Source organism: Vibrio sp. IB15 (genome assembly GCF_016406055.1).
GTDB classification, from domain to species: Bacteria; Pseudomonadota; Gammaproteobacteria; order Enterobacterales; family Vibrionaceae; genus Vibrio; species Vibrio chagasii.
Window position 1 is genome coordinate 57,894 of sequence record NZ_JAEFCE010000007.1, and the last position, 15,656, is coordinate 73,549.

Consider the following 15,656-nt stretch of genomic DNA (forward strand, 5'->3'; position numbering starts at 1 on the left):
CGCCAAATTGGAGAAACTTAAAGGTTTGCTCTTTTCACTTAAGTTATTTTTATAAAACGTGAAAAGCCAATAAGGAGGGCTGGCCTCCTTATTGGTGTAGTAGGCTTAAAGTAGAATTACTTTAGAAGGCCTACTTCTTTGTAGTATTTTTCTGCACCTGGGTGAAGAGGGATAGAGATACCCGCTTTTACCATGTCTTCTTTCTTCAGGTTAGCAAATGCTGGGTGTAGGCGTTTGAAAGTGTCAAAGTTTTCAAATACCGCCTTAGCAACGTTGTATGCTACTTCATCAGAAACGTCAGAAGTGGTTACCATAGTTGCTGCAACACCGAAGCTGTTTACATCAGCATCTGTACCACGGTACATGCCTGCAGTAACTGTGCTGTATGCGTAGTATGGGTTTTCAGCTACGATTTTGTCGATCTGTGGTCCTGTTGCTGAAACCAATTTTGCGTCACAAGACGTTGTTGCTTCTTTGATTGATCCGTTCGGGTGACCAACCATGTAGATGAATGCGTCAATCTTGTTGTCACAAAGCGCTTGTGAACGCTCAGAACCTTTAAGTTCAGAAGCAAGCTTGAAGCTGTCGTTAGTCCAACCCATCGCGTCCATTACAACACCCATAGTTGCACGGTCACCAGAGCCCGGGTTACCAATGTTTACACGCTTACCAGCTAGGTCTGCAACATTGTTAATACCAGCATCGGTACGAGCGATGATGTTGAACGGTTCTGTGTGTAGAGAGAACATAGCGCGTAGTTTTTTGTACTCGCCCTGATCTTTGAACTTACTTGTACCGTTGTAGCCATGGTACTGCCAGTCAGACTGAACAACACCGAAATCTAGTTCACCAGCACGGATGGTGTTAACGTTGTAGATTGAACCACCAGTAGACTCTACAGAGCAACGAATGTTGTGGTCTTTGCGGCCCTTGTTCACTAGCTTACAAATCGCACCACCAGTTGGGTAGTAAACACCTGTTACTGAACCAGTACCAATTGTGATGAACTCTTGAGCGTTAACAGCGCCAGCGCCCATTACAGCAGCTGCAATAGCACCAACTTTGATAAGTTTGGTAAATGCCATGAATTTCCCTTCCTTTATTCATTATTAACCCAAAAACAAGTGTAGTTGTTTCTGGAGTTTCCTATTTGGAAACGGCACCTTTTTCAATCCATGTGATGAAAAAGTGTCTGAATAATATCAAAAATTGGCAGAAAATTACTCGAATGTTAAAAGATATAGCTAAAAAATCTAACAAATGATGCCTAGATCTTGTGTTTAATTTGCTACTGACTTTTTTAAAATCAACGGTTTAGTGTTGCTGGGTAGAGAGGAGGGGAGATATTCTAGGATGTGATTTGGATCACGAAGTCAATAGATGTTCGCGATCCATTTATATGGCTGATAATTATGAAACTATGAGCAATTATCCAGCGTATTCAAACAGTTCACAGACTGAGTCAAATAGCTGTTTAGTCGTAACGGAAAGGGTTGGAGTGATAAAGATAGTGTCATCACCTGCGACTACGCCCAGTATGCCTTCTGACTTACCTAGTGAGTCTAGCAAGCGAGCAATCAGTTGAGCAGCGCCAGGGCCTGTGTGTATCACAACTAATGCATTGTTGTGGTCAATATCTAAGACAAGTTCTCTCAAAGAACTTGAAACTGTAGGAACACCCAGCTCAGCAGGAAGACAGTAAACCATCTCCATTTTAGCGTTACGAGTTCGAACCGCGCCAAACTTGGTTAACATACGCGAGACTTTAGACTGGTTGATGCTTTCAAAGCCTTCATGCTTAAGGGCATCAACAATTTCGCCTTGTGAACCAAAACGTTCTTCTTTTAGCAGCGCTTTAAAAGCACGGACCAAGTTGTCTTGTTTTTCTGTATTGCGCATATGTCATTCTTATTCATTAACAAAGATGTTTGCATATTCTCGCATACATATTCAATTTTAGCCAAAACAACCCGGTAATTTGTTAGTCATATCACTGTAAATATTTAATAGAATAATGTGTTATTTGCGACGACTTATTTTGTTATTTCAGTCGATTATCGCCATAATGCCAACTTGTTGTGTAGCACGGTTTTACTGACTTGCGCGAAGTCGCAAAGCTGGCGTTAATTGATTGTAATCACTTTGTGATTAATATAGTTTTTTAACTTTAATTTAGCTCAAGAATTACCCTACCAAGAATTTATAAGAGAAAGCTCTCAAGGAGAATAACAATGAAAGTAGCTGTTATTGGTGCCGCTGGTGGCATCGGTCAAGCCCTAGCCCTACTACTTAAGAATCGCCTACCTGCTGGTTCAGATCTTGCACTTTACGACATCGCACCGGTAACTCCGGGTGTTGCTGCCGATCTTAGCCACATCCCAACACCTGTTTCGATCAAAGGTTACGCGGGTGAAGATCCAACACCTGCACTAGAAGGTGCGGATGTTGTACTTATCTCTGCGGGCGTTGCTCGTAAGCCTGGTATGGATCGTGCGGATCTTTTCAATGTGAACGCTGGCATTGTGAAGTCTCTTGCAGAGAAAATTTCGGTCGTATGTCCAAAAGCTTGTGTTGGTATCATTACTAACCCTGTAAACACGACTGTGCCAATCGCTGCTGAAGTTCTTAAGAAAGCGGGCGTTTACGACAAGCGTCGTCTATTCGGTGTTACTACTCTGGATGTGATTCGTTCTGAAACTTTTGTTGCTGAGCTAAAAGACAAAGATCCAGGCGACATTCGCGTTCCTGTTATCGGTGGTCACTCTGGTGTGACTATTCTTCCTCTTCTTTCTCAAGTTGAAGGCGTAGAGTTCACTGACGAAGAAATCGCAGCATTAACGACTCGTATCCAAAATGCAGGTACTGAAGTTGTAGAAGCTAAAGCGGGCGGCGGTAGTGCAACACTATCTATGGGCCAAGCAGCTTGTCGTTTCGGTCTTGCTCTAGTGAAAGCTCTACAAGGTGAAGAGAACGTCATCGAGTGTGCATACGTTGAAGGTGAAGGCGAGCACGCACCATTCTTTGCTCAACCAGTTAAGCTAGGTAAAGAGGGCGCAGAAGCTATCCTTAGCTACGGTGAATTGAGCGATTTCGAACGTAATGCTTTAGACAGCATGCTTGAAACGCTAAATGGCGATATCGAGATTGGTGTTGAATTCGCTAAGTAAGCGAGACACGATTCATTTAGCCAAACAGATATAATAAAAGCCGACTTTATAGGTCGGCTTTTTTGATCTTTTCATCTCAATCTGCGTATTAGAGTCAGTGTAAATTCACTTTGTGAAGGAAAAGATGATGGAAGCAAATCGAATCCGTAAAGGTCTAGTAGTAGAGTGTCAGCAAGGGGTAGGAACTATATTGGTAGTTGACCAAGAAGCAGAAACTGTGTTGTTGGCTAAGCAGGGCTCGGAAGAGCAATTAGCGGTAAGCTTTGATGAGATCGAAGATAACCCTCAACTACACGGAAGTTGTGAGCAGTACTATTAGGTTGAACATGCATCCACTCAGCTATCGACCAATAGATAACAAAAAGGAAGAGCTCAGCTCTTCCTTTTTACTCTAGGGTCTTTGTATTCAGCCTTAGCTAGTTCGCTTCACGGCAAGATGCGCAAGAGTCGTCAGAGCTTGCTTATATTCCGAGTCTGGCAGTACTGAAAGCTCAGCAATCGCTTTGTCAGCTTCTTCGTATGCTTTGCTGGTGGTGTACTCTAACGAGCCTGTCTCTTTCATCACAGCCATAATGTCGTCGAGACGTTCCATGCCGTTGGCTTTTTCAATCGCCTCACGAATCATGCTTGCTTGCTCTGGAGAGCCATTGTGCATTGCGTATAAAAGAGGCAAGGTCGGTTTGCCTTCTGCTAGGTCATCACCAACGTTCTTACCCATCTCTTTGCCATCTGCGGTGTAATCCATCACATCATCAATCAGCTGGAATGCAGTGCCTAGGTATTTGCCATAGTTTTGCATTGCCGTTTCGATGTCTGGTGACGACTCAGTCAGAATCGCGCCAATTTGAGTCGCAGCTTCAAACAGGCGAGCAGTTTTCGAGTAGATAACCTGCATGTAGCTTTCTTCAGTGGTGTCTGGGTTGTTGCAGTTCATTAATTGTTGAACTTCACCCTCAGCAATCACGTTTACCGCTTCACTCATTAGCTCGAGGATCTTTAAAGATCCTAGCGTCGTCATCATTTGGAATGAGCGTGTGTAAATAAAGTCACCTACCAAAACACTGGCAGCATTACCAAAGGCTGCGTTGGCGGTTGCCTTACCACGTCTCATGTCTGATTCGTCGACAACATCGTCATGAAGCAGAGTCGCGGTATGAATAAACTCAATAAAGGCTGCAGAGGTAATATGTGCTTCGCCTTGGTAACCAAGAGCACGAGCAGATAAAAGAGCAAGCAAAGGGCGTAGGCGTTTGCCGCCGCCGCTAACGATATAAAAACCAAGCTGGTTGATTAAACTTACGTCAGAATTAAGTTGGGCTTGAATTGTTTCATTCACTTTTGCCATATCATTGGCAGTAAGCGTTTGGATAGCTTTAAAATCCATTGTTCATCCGGCTGAAGTTAGACCCTGTAAGGTTTATACGTTGTATTAATTGTTGAATAATACACTAAAAAACGTTGATTAATACATCGCTTAAGGGCATGATTGCCGCACTTTTCTTTGGCGAACAGGTTTTCGCCAATTTTTTAAAAATATGGCTTGTCATAGCGCCATGATTCCCGTAGAATCTGCGCCCTATTGATTAGTTTAGCGCACACCCGAGTTGTACAAATAACAACCATAGGCTGTGCGGAAAAAGCGGAGTAAAATATGTACGCTGTTTTCCAATCTGGTGGCAAACAACACCGAGTAAGCGAAGGTCAAACACTTCGTTTAGAGAAATTAGACGTTGAAACTGGTGCAACTGTAGAATTTGATAAAGTTCTTCTTGTTGCTAACGGCGAAGAAATCGCTGTTGGTGCACCTCTTGTTGAAGGTGGTAAGGTTACTGCGGAAGTAGTACAACACGGTCGTGGCGATAAAGTAAAAATCGTTAAGTTCCGTCGTCGTAAGCACTCTCGTAAGCAAGCTGGTCACCGTCAGTGGTTCACAGAAGTGAAAATCACTGGCATTAACGCTTAAGTATTAGGAGAGTTTAACAATGGCACATAAAAAAGCTGGCGGTTCTACTAATAACGGCCGCGATTCAGAAAGCAAACGTCTTGGTGTTAAGCGTTTCGGTGGCGAATCTGTTCTTGCAGGTAACATCATCGTACGTCAACGTGGTACTAAGTTCCACGCTGGCACAAACGTTGGCATCGGTAAAGACCACACTCTTTTCGCTCTTACTGAAGGTAAAGTGAAATTTGCTGTTAAAGGTCCTAAAAACCGTAAGTTCGTAAGCATCGAAGCTGAGTAATTTAATCTTTAATTAGATTTTATTATAGCTTTCAAGCTGAATTCAAAAGCCCTGCCGATTCGGCAGGGTTTTTTATTTATAACGAGAATAAAAAAGTAGACGCTCTTGTTTAAGCTTTAACAAGTTTCAAGCAAAGAACCTCTCCTTATTTGTTCCTTGGTTGCAGGTCGGCCTAGATCTTAGGTGATCGATCTAAACTCGGATCTGCTAGAATTTATATCACTCCTTGATGAGTGGTAACGCAACGTAAGTGCGGAGTTAAAAAATGAAATTCGTTGATGAAGCGGTAGTAAAAATAGAAGCCGGTGATGGCGGTAATGGTACAGTGAGCTTTTGGCGCGAGAAATTCGTCGCTAAAGGCGGTCCTGACGGTGGTGATGGCGGTGATGGCGGTGATGTTTACATCCAAGCCGATGAAAACCTAAACACATTGATTGATTACCGTTTCCAACGCTTTTACAACGCAGAGCGTGGTGAGAACGGTCGCGGCGGTAACTGTACTGGTAAACGTGGTAAAGACATCACGTTGAAAGTGCCTGTAGGTACTCGCGCTGTTGATATCCATACTAATGAAATCGTTGCCGAAGTTGCTGAGAACGGCAAGAAGGTGATGGTTGGTAAAGGCGGCTGGCACGGTCTTGGTAACACGCGTTTCAAATCGTCTGTTAACCGCGCTCCTCGTCAAAAGACAATGGGTACTAAAGGTGAAGTTCGTGAACTGCGTTTAGAGCTTCTTCTATTAGCTGACGTTGGTATGCTTGGCCTACCAAATGCAGGTAAGTCGACCTTTATCCGCTCTGTTTCTGCAGCGAAGCCAAAAGTAGCTGATTACCCGTTCACAACCTTGATCCCAAGTTTGGGTGTGGTGAGCGTGGTTCCTGAGAAGAGCTTTGTTGTTGCCGATATCCCAGGTCTGATCGAAGGTGCTGCTGATGGTGCAGGTCTTGGTATCCGCTTCTTGAAACACCTTGAGCGTTGTCGTGTTCTTCTACACATGATTGATATCATGCCGATCGACGGTTCTGATCCTATTCAGAATGCACTAACGATCATTGATGAACTTGAGCAGTACAGTGAAAAAGTGGCACAAAAACCTCGTTGGTTAGTGTTCAACAAAGTTGACCTAATGCCAGAAGAAGAAGCAGACGAAAAGATTCAAGAAATCATCGATGCTTTAGGTTGGGAAGACGAGTACTTCAAGATCTCTGCAGTGAATAAGCTAGGCACTAAAGAGCTTTGCTTTAAACTTGGTGAGTTCATGGAGAACCTACCACGTGAAGTGGAAGAAGTTGCCGAAGAAGAAAAAGTCGACTTTATGTGGGATGACTACCATAAAGATGCGATGAGCGGCAAAAATGTCGTTACCGAAGATGATGACGATTGGGATGATTGGGACGACGAAGAAGATGACGGCCACGTTATCTACGTTCGTGACTAATTGAGTCAATTAGATAAAAACCGCAATTAATATTGCGGTTTTTTTGTATCTAAATCATGAACAGAGTTTTATTGTTAAGGCAAAATTTACCTCTTAAGTATTAACGCCAATGGGAAGGAAATCATGGCATCAAAACAAAGAGCGATCTCAAGACTTGTCGCTCAGTCAGGGCAAATGTTATTAGCGCATGGCGCGGAAAGTACTTTAGTTGGCGACATTATGCGTCGTATCGGTATTGCTTGTGGAGTCGACGAGGTCGAGGTTGCGCTGTCTGCCAATGCACTTGTTGTGACGACAGTAATGAATGATCACTGTATCACGACCACTCGAAGCTGTGCAGATCGTGGGATCAACATGCAAGTGATCACCGATATTCAACGCGTGTGTATCATGATGGAGAAAGGGATCCTCGATTATGGGCTAGCGTATAAAAAGATCCAAAATATCAGCCCTGAGCGCTATAACCGTTGGTTAGTCGTTGTGATGATAGGCCTATCTTGTGCTTCTTTTAGTCGGCTTGCAGGCGGTGATTGGCAGGTGTTCATGATGACCTTTATTGCTTCTGCCTGTGGCATGATCGTCAGACAAGAGATTGGTCATCGCCACTTTAACCCACTGTTAAACTTTGCAATCACAGCTTTTGTTACCACGACTATCTCTGCTCAAGCTGTCCTCTACAATATTGGTGGTCAGCCAACTATCGTAATGGCTTCATCGGTATTGATGCTCGTGCCTGGATTCCCACTGATTAATTCTGTTGCAGACATGCTCAAAGGGCACATCAATATGGGGTTGGCGCGCTTTACCATGGCAAGCTTACTTACTTTGGCGACTAGCTTAGGCATTGTTGCTGCGATGAGCCTATCTGGTGTTTGGGGGTGGGCGAGCTAATGAGTATCTTCGAACTGTTTTTAGGCTTACTTAACGATATGTTTTTTGCAGCGATTCCGGCTGTCGGATTCGCATTGGTGTTTAACGTTCCGCAACGCGCTTTAATTTATTGTGCACTCGGCGGCTCTATCGGTCACGGTAGCCGTTATTTGATGATGCACTTTGGGATTCCAATTGAATGGGCAACCTTCTTCGCCGCAACAGTGGTTGGTCTCATAGGTGTGCATTGGTCTCATAAGCTGTTGGCTCATCCCAAGGTATTTACAGTCGCGGCTCTGATTCCTATGGTGCCGGGCGTCTTTGCCTTTAAAGCGATGATTGCCATGGTTGAGATTAATAGGGCAGGATATAGCCCTGAGCTGGTTGCGATGTTGATGGAGAACTTTTTGAAATCGATGTTCATTATCGCAGGTCTAGCGGTTGGCTTAGCTGTGCCTGGGCTGTTATTCTACCGACGCAGACCTATTGTCTAGCATCCATTTTCTCAGTTAAGGACAGGACTTTCGATTTATGATCATCAGTATGATTGCAGCAATGGCCAATAACCGTGTAATAGGTAAAGATAATCAGATGCCTTGGCACTTGCCTGCGGACTTCGCATGGTTCAAACGCTCAACGATGGGGAAGCCTGTAGTCATGGGCCGTAAAACCTATGATTCGATCGGTCGTCCTTTACCTGGTCGATTGAACATTGTGATTAGCCGTGATGCGAACTTGGAAATTGAAGGTGTGACAACGGTTACCTCAATTGAAAAAGCTCTGGGGTTAGTCAGCGATGTTGAAGAGGTGATGATCATCGGTGGTGGCTCAATCTATGAAAGCTGCCTACCTAAAGCAGATAAGCTGTACCTGACTTATATCGATTTTGATGTTGATGGTGATACTCAATTCCCAGATTGGGGGGAAGGTTGGAAGCAGAGCTTTCACGATATGTATCAAGCGGATGAGAAAAACAAACACAATATGGAGTTTGTGATCCTCGAACGTTAAGGTCCATGGTGTTAGAAACGCTTGCGCTGCGAAATCAGTAGCGCAAGCTTCTCGTATCTCGTATCTCGTATCTCGTATCTCGTATCTCGTATCTCGTTTTTATAACGCTTTTTGAGTAAAAAACTGTTTGTCTTCCCAACGAAGCGCAGTCAGCTCTCCTCCCCAAACACACCCAGTATCTAGCCCTATCACATCTTTACCTTGATAGCCTTCAAGTGCAGCCCAGTGGCCAAAAACAACCGTTTTATCGAGCTTTATACGTTGTGGAAGGTCAAACCATGGCACCAATGGTTCATTAGTAATTTCACTTGGTGGTAGCTTGCATGCCATATCAAGCCGAGCATCGGTAAAGCAGAAACGCATTCGGGTAAGGCTGTTAATCGCATAACGATACCGTTCAATATCGTGCAAATTCACGTCCCATAGATCGGGTGTATTGCTATACATATTCTCGATGAGCCACTGCCATTTATCCGAGCGTAATAGGGCGACGACTTTTTGATTCTCTATGCGAGCTCTTTCAAGGTTCCACTGTGGCGAAATACCCGCATGAGACATTATGAACTCAGGGTGCTCTTGAATTAACGGCTGCTGTCTCAACCATTCGAGTAGCGACTCACGGTCTTCGGCATCTAGGATAGCTTGCGTCTTATCTTTAGGCTTTGCTGGAAACAATCCTAGAGATACCGCGAGCAGGTGTAGGTCGTGATTGCCCAATACCACCTTTGCCGAGTCACCTAAACCACGAATAAAGCGAAGTGTTTCTAGAGACTTAGGACCTCGGGCAACTAAGTCACCAGCAACCCATAAGGTATCTTGTTGTGGATTAAAGTTGATGGCTTCGAGTAATAACTGAAGTTCGTCGAAGCATCCTTGGATGTCTCCGACAATATAATTAGACACAGTATTTTCCTATGGCTGCAAAGGTGGTTAGTTAAGGATGTTAGGAATGGCGAGTCTGAATGGGTCGACTTCGGCAATAAAATCGATGCCCTTGTGATCGGTCATAACATAATGACCCTGCATAACGCCTACGGGCGTTTCGATAACGGTACCACTGGTGTAAGTGTATTCGTCGTTGGACTCGATAATTGGTTGCTGACCAACCACACCATCGCCTTCAATGGTCAGTTGCTTACCGTTAGAGTCGGTAATTAACCAGCGACGTGACATGAGTTGAACCGTACTTTTACTTAGGTTTTTGATAGTAATGATGTAGGCGAAGACATAACGATTCTTCGTAGGCTCAGACTGCTCCTCTATGTACTTAGAGTGAACCTGGCATTTGATACAAGGCGTAGATATATCCATATTCGCACCTTTTGTTGTTGATATACTTAATGTAATTAAAGTATTACATAAAAAAGGCTCCTAACCGAAGTGTAGGAGCCTTTTTATTTTATTTGTCAGCGTTGTGGTTGTCGTGCAACCAGTTCGCCATATCGACAAACTGTTCGAGTGTTAGGTTCTCAGGACGCATGCTTGGGTTGATGCCAAGCTCTTCTAGTACGTCCTTATCAATCAGACTCTTGTAGCAGTTACGAACTGTCTTACGACGTTGGTTAAATCCTTCACGACATACGCGATCTAGCCATTTTAGGTCTTTAGCCGGGTAAGGCAGCACTTCGTATGGCTGAAGACGCACAACTGCAGAATCTACCTTCGGTGGCGGAACGAAAGCCGTTGGTGGCACTTCCAGTACTGGTGTCACTTTACAGTAGTATTGAGCCATCACTGTCAGACGACCGTATGCTTTGCTACCAGGGCCTGCAGCTAGGCGGTTCACCACTTCTTTTTGTAGCATAAAGTGCATGTCTTTAATGTCTTTATGGAATTCAAAAAGGTGGAACATCAGCGGTGTCGAGATGTTGTATGGCAAGTTACCAAAGATACGAAGCTTATTGTTTGGTTTAACAAGTTGCTCGAAGTCGAACTTCATCGCATCACCTTCGTGGATCGTCAGCTTATCAGCTAGGTCCGGGTGGTTACGAAGACGTTCTGCAAGGTCTCTATCCAATTCGATAACAGTAAATTTATCGACAAGCTTACCTACCGGCTCAGTAATTGCGCCAAGGCCTGGACCGATTTCTACTAGGTTTTGACCTGGTAGTGGGTTAATGCTAGATACGATGCCATCAATAATGTATGGATCGTTAAGGAAGTTTTGACCAAAACGTTTACGCGCTTTGTGTCCTAAGTGGACATCATTTCTCATTGCTTTTTCTCTACTAATTCAATGGCGTGCGTGAGCGCTGTTCTAAAGCTCCCTGTATCGGCTTGGCCTTTCCCGGCCAAGTCTAAGGCGGTACCGTGGTCGACTGATGTACGAATAAACGGTAAGCCAAGCGTGATGTTCACTGAGCGACCAAACCCTTTGTATTTCAATACCGGGAGTACTTGGTCGTGATACATACCTAAAACAGCATCTGCATCTTGCAAATATTTTTCATTAAAGATGGTGTCTGCTGGCAATGGGCCAACCAAATTAATCCCATCTTTTTGACGAATTTTTTCTAGCGTAGGGGTGATGGTTTCGATCTCTTCACGTCCTAAACAACCATCTTCACCGGCATGTGGATTCAAACCACATACGTAGATAGTTGGTTTCTCAATCGCAAATTTTTCGATCAAATCTTTATTCAGAATCGCAATGATTTGCTCTAACCTGTCTTCAGTCACTGCTTGAGATACATCTGCTAGTGGGATATGTGTTGTCACTAATGCAACACGCAGCCCTTCTGTTGCCAACATCATTACTACAAGTGGCGTGTTGGACTTCTCTGCAAAGAACTCGGTATGGCCGCTAAAAGCAACGCCAGCTCGGTTAATTACACCCTTATGAACGGGGCCGGTGACAATAGCATCAAATTCATCATTCATACAGCCAATTGCTGCGGTTTCTAAAGTATTTAATACGTAATGACCATTAGCTTCGTTAAGTTGGCCTGCAACAGCGCTTTCAGCAAGTGGGATGTGTTTCACAACCAGTGTGCCAGAGCGTTGCGGTTGCTTTGGTGCAGCAGCGTCGTAATCTAACAACTCTACTTCGATACCAAGTAGTTCAGCACGTTCCACGAGAAGGTTTTTATCTGCACAAACCACAAGTTGGTGAGGCCAGCTCTCTTGAGATAAGGCCAGAGTCAAATCTGGGCCTATCCCGGCTGGTTCACCCGCGGTAATGACAATACGTTTAGTTGTCATCTTTGTCGTCCTCAACCATTTCAACAAAGGCACTCGCTCGTACTTCTTGCAGCCAAGCTCCTGCTTCTTCGTTGAACTTACGGTTAAATAAAATTTGGTAAGCTTTGTTTTTTAAAGCGGAATCTGTACGGTCAACTTCGCGACGGTCCAGTACTTCGACAATGTGCCAACCATGAACCGTTTTAAATGGTGCACTGATTTTACCTTCCGGCAGTGTTTCTACTTGGTGCTTGAATTCAGGTACGTATAAATCCGGTGTTTGGTAGCCTAGCTCACCATCCTGAACGGCTGAGCCCGGGTCTTGGCTATATTGCTGAGCCATATCCCCAAAGCTTGCTTCGCCTGCGTTCACACGACGAGTGATCTCTTCAAGTTGCTCTTTCGCACCGTCATCGCTAAGGATTACGGTTGGTTTAATCAGGATATGACGAGCATTCACTTCAGTAACAGCTACTGTCTCTAAGCCTTTCACATCTTCAATTTTTAGAATGTGGAAGCCGACACCGCTGCGGAAAGGACCAATGATGCTGCCTTTATTTTGCATTTTGATTTGGTCTGCAAAAATGGTTGGCATCTCTTCTTTACGCATCCAACCCCAATCACCACCTTGTAGGGCTTTAGGGCCTTTAGAGTAAGTATAAGCCATGGTGCTGAAGTCTTTACCAGAGTTAAGCTCTTCTACAAGTTCTTTTGCTTGAGCTTCTAGTTCTTCTTTGGTTTGGTCGTCGTTGAAACGAAGTTGAATGTGGCCAATTTTATATTGGACAGTCGCATTAGTCTCTTGAGCAAGAATATCTGCTAGGTTGTCTACTTCCGCTGGAAGGATGTTGATACGACGACGAACAAGAGCGTTACGGGCTTCACTTGCCGCGATCTCTTTTCTTACTTGCTCACGGAATGCGTTGTAGCTCAGACCTTCTTCTGCAACTGATGCAGTGAGTTGTTCTACGGTTTGGTTGTTGTCTTTGGCGATGCCTTCAATCGCTTGATCAAGTCGAGCATCATCAATACGAACACCGATACGTTCCGCTTCTTGAGTTTGGATGGTATCGATAATCAGCTTTTCTAGTACTTGCTCATCAAGTACGTCTTGAGATGGTAATGTCTGACCGCTTTTCTTCGCGTTTGCTCGTAGAGTTTTCATCGAAGTATCGATGTCGCTCTGTAAGATCACGCCTTCGTTTACGATCACTCTTACGCTATCGAGTTCAACTGGCGTAGCAAAGCTTGTTGATACAGTGCAAGCTGCTGCGATAGCGATTAATGTGCGTTTCCACAATGTCATGTGTAATCCTTTAAACTTACTGATGCGTTATCAATAAAGAAAATTAGTTATTTAAGAAGAATGGACGACCGTAGCTCAGAGAGTTATCAGAACTGCTTTCCCCAATTGCGCCTGAGTCTGAGCCGATATTGGTACCAAAGCCAATAATACCGAAGTTCACACTGAAGTTGTTTTCGTATTCAGGAGTAGTATTTGGAACGCTAATGTTATTCGTCAAACGGTTACTATAGGTAAATCCGATGTACCAACAATCTGATTTGTAGTTTAAACGTGCTAACCACTCTAGATCTTCTTGTGTGGTTAAGTCATAGAAATATTGAGCACTGGTGCTCCACTTTGGTGAAATTTGGTAAGCACCAAGTAACCCCGCTTGTGAAATACCGTCTCTTGTTATTGATGATACGTCAAAATCTACCGTTTCATTTATGTACTCTTCTGTTACATAACGGTAATTGGTTTGTATGTAGCCACTAGAGAAACGGTATTCTAATGTACTGTTTGCGAGCTGCATGGCTGTGGTATCGATGTCGTATTGCACACCACCATGATAGAACAGGTAGTCATCATAGTTGAAATCCACTTCAATAGCCCAAGACGAATAATTAGTTTGATTATCAGAGTCGTCGTTGTCTAAAGTCTGTTTTGTATCTTTATCGATATAAAAAATTTGGCCGAAAGAGATATTGAGGCGCTCTTTATATTCATCATCAAAGAAGCGAGATGAGGCGCCATAGCTGATTTGGTTTGCCGCAGCAATGCGGTCTACGCCACTGTATTTACGACTTCTAAATAAGCCGTAATAATCTGTTTGTAATAGTGTAGTGTCGTACAAGCCAATATCACTTTGCTCTTGCTCTGGTACATACAAATACTGAACCTGTGGCTCGAGTGTTTGAGTGTAGTTGCCAACGATAGTAGTATTACGCTCAAGAACGATACCAGCATGACTTCGAAATTCAGGTATAACTCGACTTACCGATTCTTCTAAATTTTTGTATTCATCACTTGTTTTATCAACGCCATCAAGATCTTGTTGGTAGTATGTACCAAGTAGTCGAGCTTCAGTTGTCCACGTACCCCAAGTATTTCCTACTGGTATAGTTATACCCGGCTCTACATGGATGCGAGTCGCAGATGGCTTGCCCTTGGCATCGGTATCAAATACCGATACATGACTGATCATATCGAAATCTAAATATTCCATTACTTCTGGAGCGTAGTAATTATACTCAAGCTGCGGCATTAGGCGGTATGGTAGGTTATTACTCGTTGTAAGGACTTGGAAGTCTCGAACAAGCACTGACGCATCCCAGTTGTGAGAACGGTAAGTCGCTTGACCTTCCTGCAATAGTTGACCATCTTCACGGTTACCGATACTACTTGAGCTAACGTCAGTAAAGTAATCTATGTCACTGACTTTGGAGTAATCAACTTCAAACAACCACGACTCTTGGAAAATCCCTGTGTGCTCTAGCTGCGCGCCCCAGCGGTCACCTTTATCTTTGAACTTCTTATCATCTGGTAGGTATTCAGACTTAATGCTACCTGAACCGAAATCACTTAAGTAACGGAATTTACTGTTCAGTTGCGTTCCACGTTCTTGCATGTACTTGAAGGTGGTTTCTAAGTCGTAGTTTGGTGCCAGGTTCCAATACACTGGGATCTCGGCTTCAAAGCCGTCGCTTGAACCGTATGACACGGTTGGATAAAGGAAACCTGTCTTACGTGTATCGCCAATAGGAACGGTTAGGTAAGGCAAGTAAAATACAGGGACACTTTGAATTTCAAAACGCGGGTTATAAAAAGTGGCTTGTTCTTCGTCTTGATCAACATCGATACTTGATGCTCTCAGGCGCCAAGCGTTGTCCCCAATAGGACAAGAGGTGATTGAGCCATCTTCGATTTCATAAACAGCTTTACCTGTTTTCGCGATATAAACAGCATTGCCACGGCCTGGTTCACAAAGAAATTCGTAGTCGGTGTTTTCTAGCGTCATTTCATCAGTAGTCAGATTATTTGTTGCTCTGTCTGATATTGATTTAATTTGACCATCACTAAAGTTTACGTTGCCTTCAGCTACAACGATGTTTTCTTGTTGGTGCAGAGTTACGTTATCAGCAAGGATGGTCTTGTTTCCTTGCGTAACTCTTACGTCACCTGAATATATTGCCTTGTCACCATTGATAGCCTCTAAGCGATCGGACTCAACATGAGCGGGTAGTTGAGTCTCGTTTTCTGCAGCGGGCTCGATCAAGCATTGATCTATAGAGGGCATTTCCTGCACACTACTATCGGTTATTGTTTCAGCTTGAGTTGTCGACACGTATAACGCCGTACTTATAGACGCGGCTAACAAGGTGCGGGAAAAAGATTGCATGAAGTTGAACTATCCTGTGTCACTAGATGAAGGGTTGATCTAGTATCAATCCAATAAATAAAGCATT

At 43.9% G+C, this 15,656-nt stretch carries 17 protein-coding genes; 8 read left to right on the top strand and 9 right to left on the bottom strand.

Translation table 11 applies throughout. The features are described from left to right. Nucleotides 1–116: 116 nt before the first annotated feature. Both JC606_RS04210 and argR read right to left on the bottom strand, forming a co-directional pair. The gene (locus tag JC606_RS04210) at nucleotides 117–1,085 is read right to left on the bottom strand and encodes a TAXI family TRAP transporter solute-binding subunit (RefSeq protein WP_198778080.1); all 969 of its coding nucleotides are present in this window, start codon (nucleotides 1,083–1,085) and stop codon (nucleotides 117–119) included. Between the two features lie 343 nt (nucleotides 1,086–1,428). Further along, on the bottom strand, nucleotides 1,429–1,899 hold the full coding sequence (gene argR, locus JC606_RS04215) for a transcriptional regulator ArgR (protein WP_004740827.1): 471 nt from the start codon (nucleotides 1,897–1,899) through the stop codon (nucleotides 1,429–1,431). Nucleotides 1,900–2,231: 332 nt separating this feature from the next. On the opposite strand from argR, the gene mdh reads away from it, so the two are divergent. After that, complete coding sequence (gene mdh, locus JC606_RS04220) at nucleotides 2,232–3,167, top strand: malate dehydrogenase (protein ID WP_198778081.1); 936 nt, start codon at nucleotides 2,232–2,234, stop codon at nucleotides 3,165–3,167. A gap of 127 nt (nucleotides 3,168–3,294) precedes the next feature. Beyond that, a complete protein-coding gene (locus JC606_RS04225; protein WP_004740825.1) occupies nucleotides 3,295–3,486 on the top strand; it encodes a hypothetical protein in 192 nt (63 codons plus the stop codon). Between the two features lie 93 nt (nucleotides 3,487–3,579). On the opposite strand, the gene ispB is transcribed toward JC606_RS04225, so the two are convergent. After that, entirely contained in the window at nucleotides 3,580–4,551 is a 972-nt protein-coding gene (ispB, locus tag JC606_RS04230; protein WP_198778082.1) for an octaprenyl diphosphate synthase, read from the bottom strand. 267 nt (nucleotides 4,552–4,818) lie between these two features. Here ispB and rplU point away from each other — a divergent pair, with 267 nt between their 5' ends. The 6 genes from rplU (at nucleotide 4,819) to folA (ending at nucleotide 8,726) form a co-directional block, all read left to right on the top strand. Then, on the top strand, nucleotides 4,819–5,130 hold the full coding sequence (gene rplU, locus JC606_RS04235) for a 50S ribosomal protein L21 (RefSeq protein WP_004740823.1): 312 nt from the start codon (nucleotides 4,819–4,821) through the stop codon (nucleotides 5,128–5,130). Between the two features lie 19 nt (nucleotides 5,131–5,149). Continuing rightward, entirely contained in the window at nucleotides 5,150–5,407 is a 258-nt protein-coding gene (gene rpmA, locus JC606_RS04240) for a 50S ribosomal protein L27 (RefSeq protein ID WP_004735905.1), read from the top strand. 265 nt (nucleotides 5,408–5,672) lie between these two features. Further along, entirely contained in the window at nucleotides 5,673–6,845 is a 1,173-nt protein-coding gene (cgtA, locus tag JC606_RS04245; protein WP_198778083.1) for an Obg family GTPase CgtA, read from the top strand. A 123-nt stretch (nucleotides 6,846–6,968) separates the two neighbouring features. Beyond that, nucleotides 6,969–7,736, top strand: coding sequence for a threonine/serine exporter family protein (locus JC606_RS04250; RefSeq protein WP_008220033.1), 768 nt, complete (start codon nucleotides 6,969–6,971; stop codon nucleotides 7,734–7,736). Then, entirely contained in the window at nucleotides 7,736–8,209 is a 474-nt protein-coding gene (locus JC606_RS04255) for a threonine/serine exporter family protein (protein WP_170222432.1), read from the top strand. Before JC606_RS04250 ends, JC606_RS04255 begins: the two co-directional genes overlap by 1 nt. Nucleotides 8,210–8,246: 37 nt before the next feature. Further along, nucleotides 8,247–8,726, top strand: coding sequence for a type 3 dihydrofolate reductase (gene folA, locus JC606_RS04260; RefSeq protein ID WP_137407207.1), 480 nt, complete (start codon nucleotides 8,247–8,249; stop codon nucleotides 8,724–8,726). 99 nt (nucleotides 8,727–8,825) lie between these two features. Here folA and JC606_RS04265 read toward each other — a convergent pair whose 3' ends face one another. The 6 genes from JC606_RS04265 to lptD form a co-directional block, all read right to left on the bottom strand. Then, nucleotides 8,826–9,629, bottom strand: coding sequence for a symmetrical bis(5'-nucleosyl)-tetraphosphatase (locus JC606_RS04265; RefSeq protein ID WP_137407206.1), 804 nt, complete (start codon nucleotides 9,627–9,629; stop codon nucleotides 8,826–8,828). A gap of 27 nt (nucleotides 9,630–9,656) precedes the next feature. After that, nucleotides 9,657–10,037, bottom strand: coding sequence for a Co2+/Mg2+ efflux protein ApaG (apaG, locus tag JC606_RS04270; protein ID WP_004740817.1), 381 nt, complete (start codon nucleotides 10,035–10,037; stop codon nucleotides 9,657–9,659). An 88-nt stretch (nucleotides 10,038–10,125) separates the two neighbouring features. Beyond that, nucleotides 10,126–10,941 carry a 16S rRNA (adenine(1518)-N(6)/adenine(1519)-N(6))-dimethyltransferase RsmA gene (rsmA, locus tag JC606_RS04275; RefSeq protein ID WP_063523468.1) on the bottom strand — a complete coding sequence of 272 codons (816 nt, stop codon included), beginning with the start codon at nucleotides 10,939–10,941 and terminating at the stop codon, nucleotides 10,126–10,128. Next, nucleotides 10,938–11,927 (bottom strand): 4-hydroxythreonine-4-phosphate dehydrogenase PdxA, encoded by a 990-nt coding sequence (gene pdxA / locus JC606_RS04280; protein WP_198778084.1) that lies wholly within the window; start codon nucleotides 11,925–11,927, stop codon nucleotides 10,938–10,940. Before pdxA ends, rsmA begins: the two co-directional genes overlap by 4 nt. Further along, on the bottom strand, nucleotides 11,917–13,212 hold the full coding sequence (gene surA / locus JC606_RS04285; RefSeq protein WP_137407204.1) for a peptidylprolyl isomerase SurA: 1,296 nt from the start codon (nucleotides 13,210–13,212) through the stop codon (nucleotides 11,917–11,919). Before surA ends, pdxA begins: the two co-directional genes overlap by 11 nt. Nucleotides 13,213–13,255: 43 nt before the next feature. Continuing rightward, on the bottom strand, nucleotides 13,256–15,589 hold the full coding sequence (gene lptD / locus JC606_RS04290) for an LPS assembly protein LptD (RefSeq protein WP_137407203.1): 2,334 nt from the start codon (nucleotides 15,587–15,589) through the stop codon (nucleotides 13,256–13,258). Nucleotides 15,590–15,656: the final 67 nt, after the last annotated feature.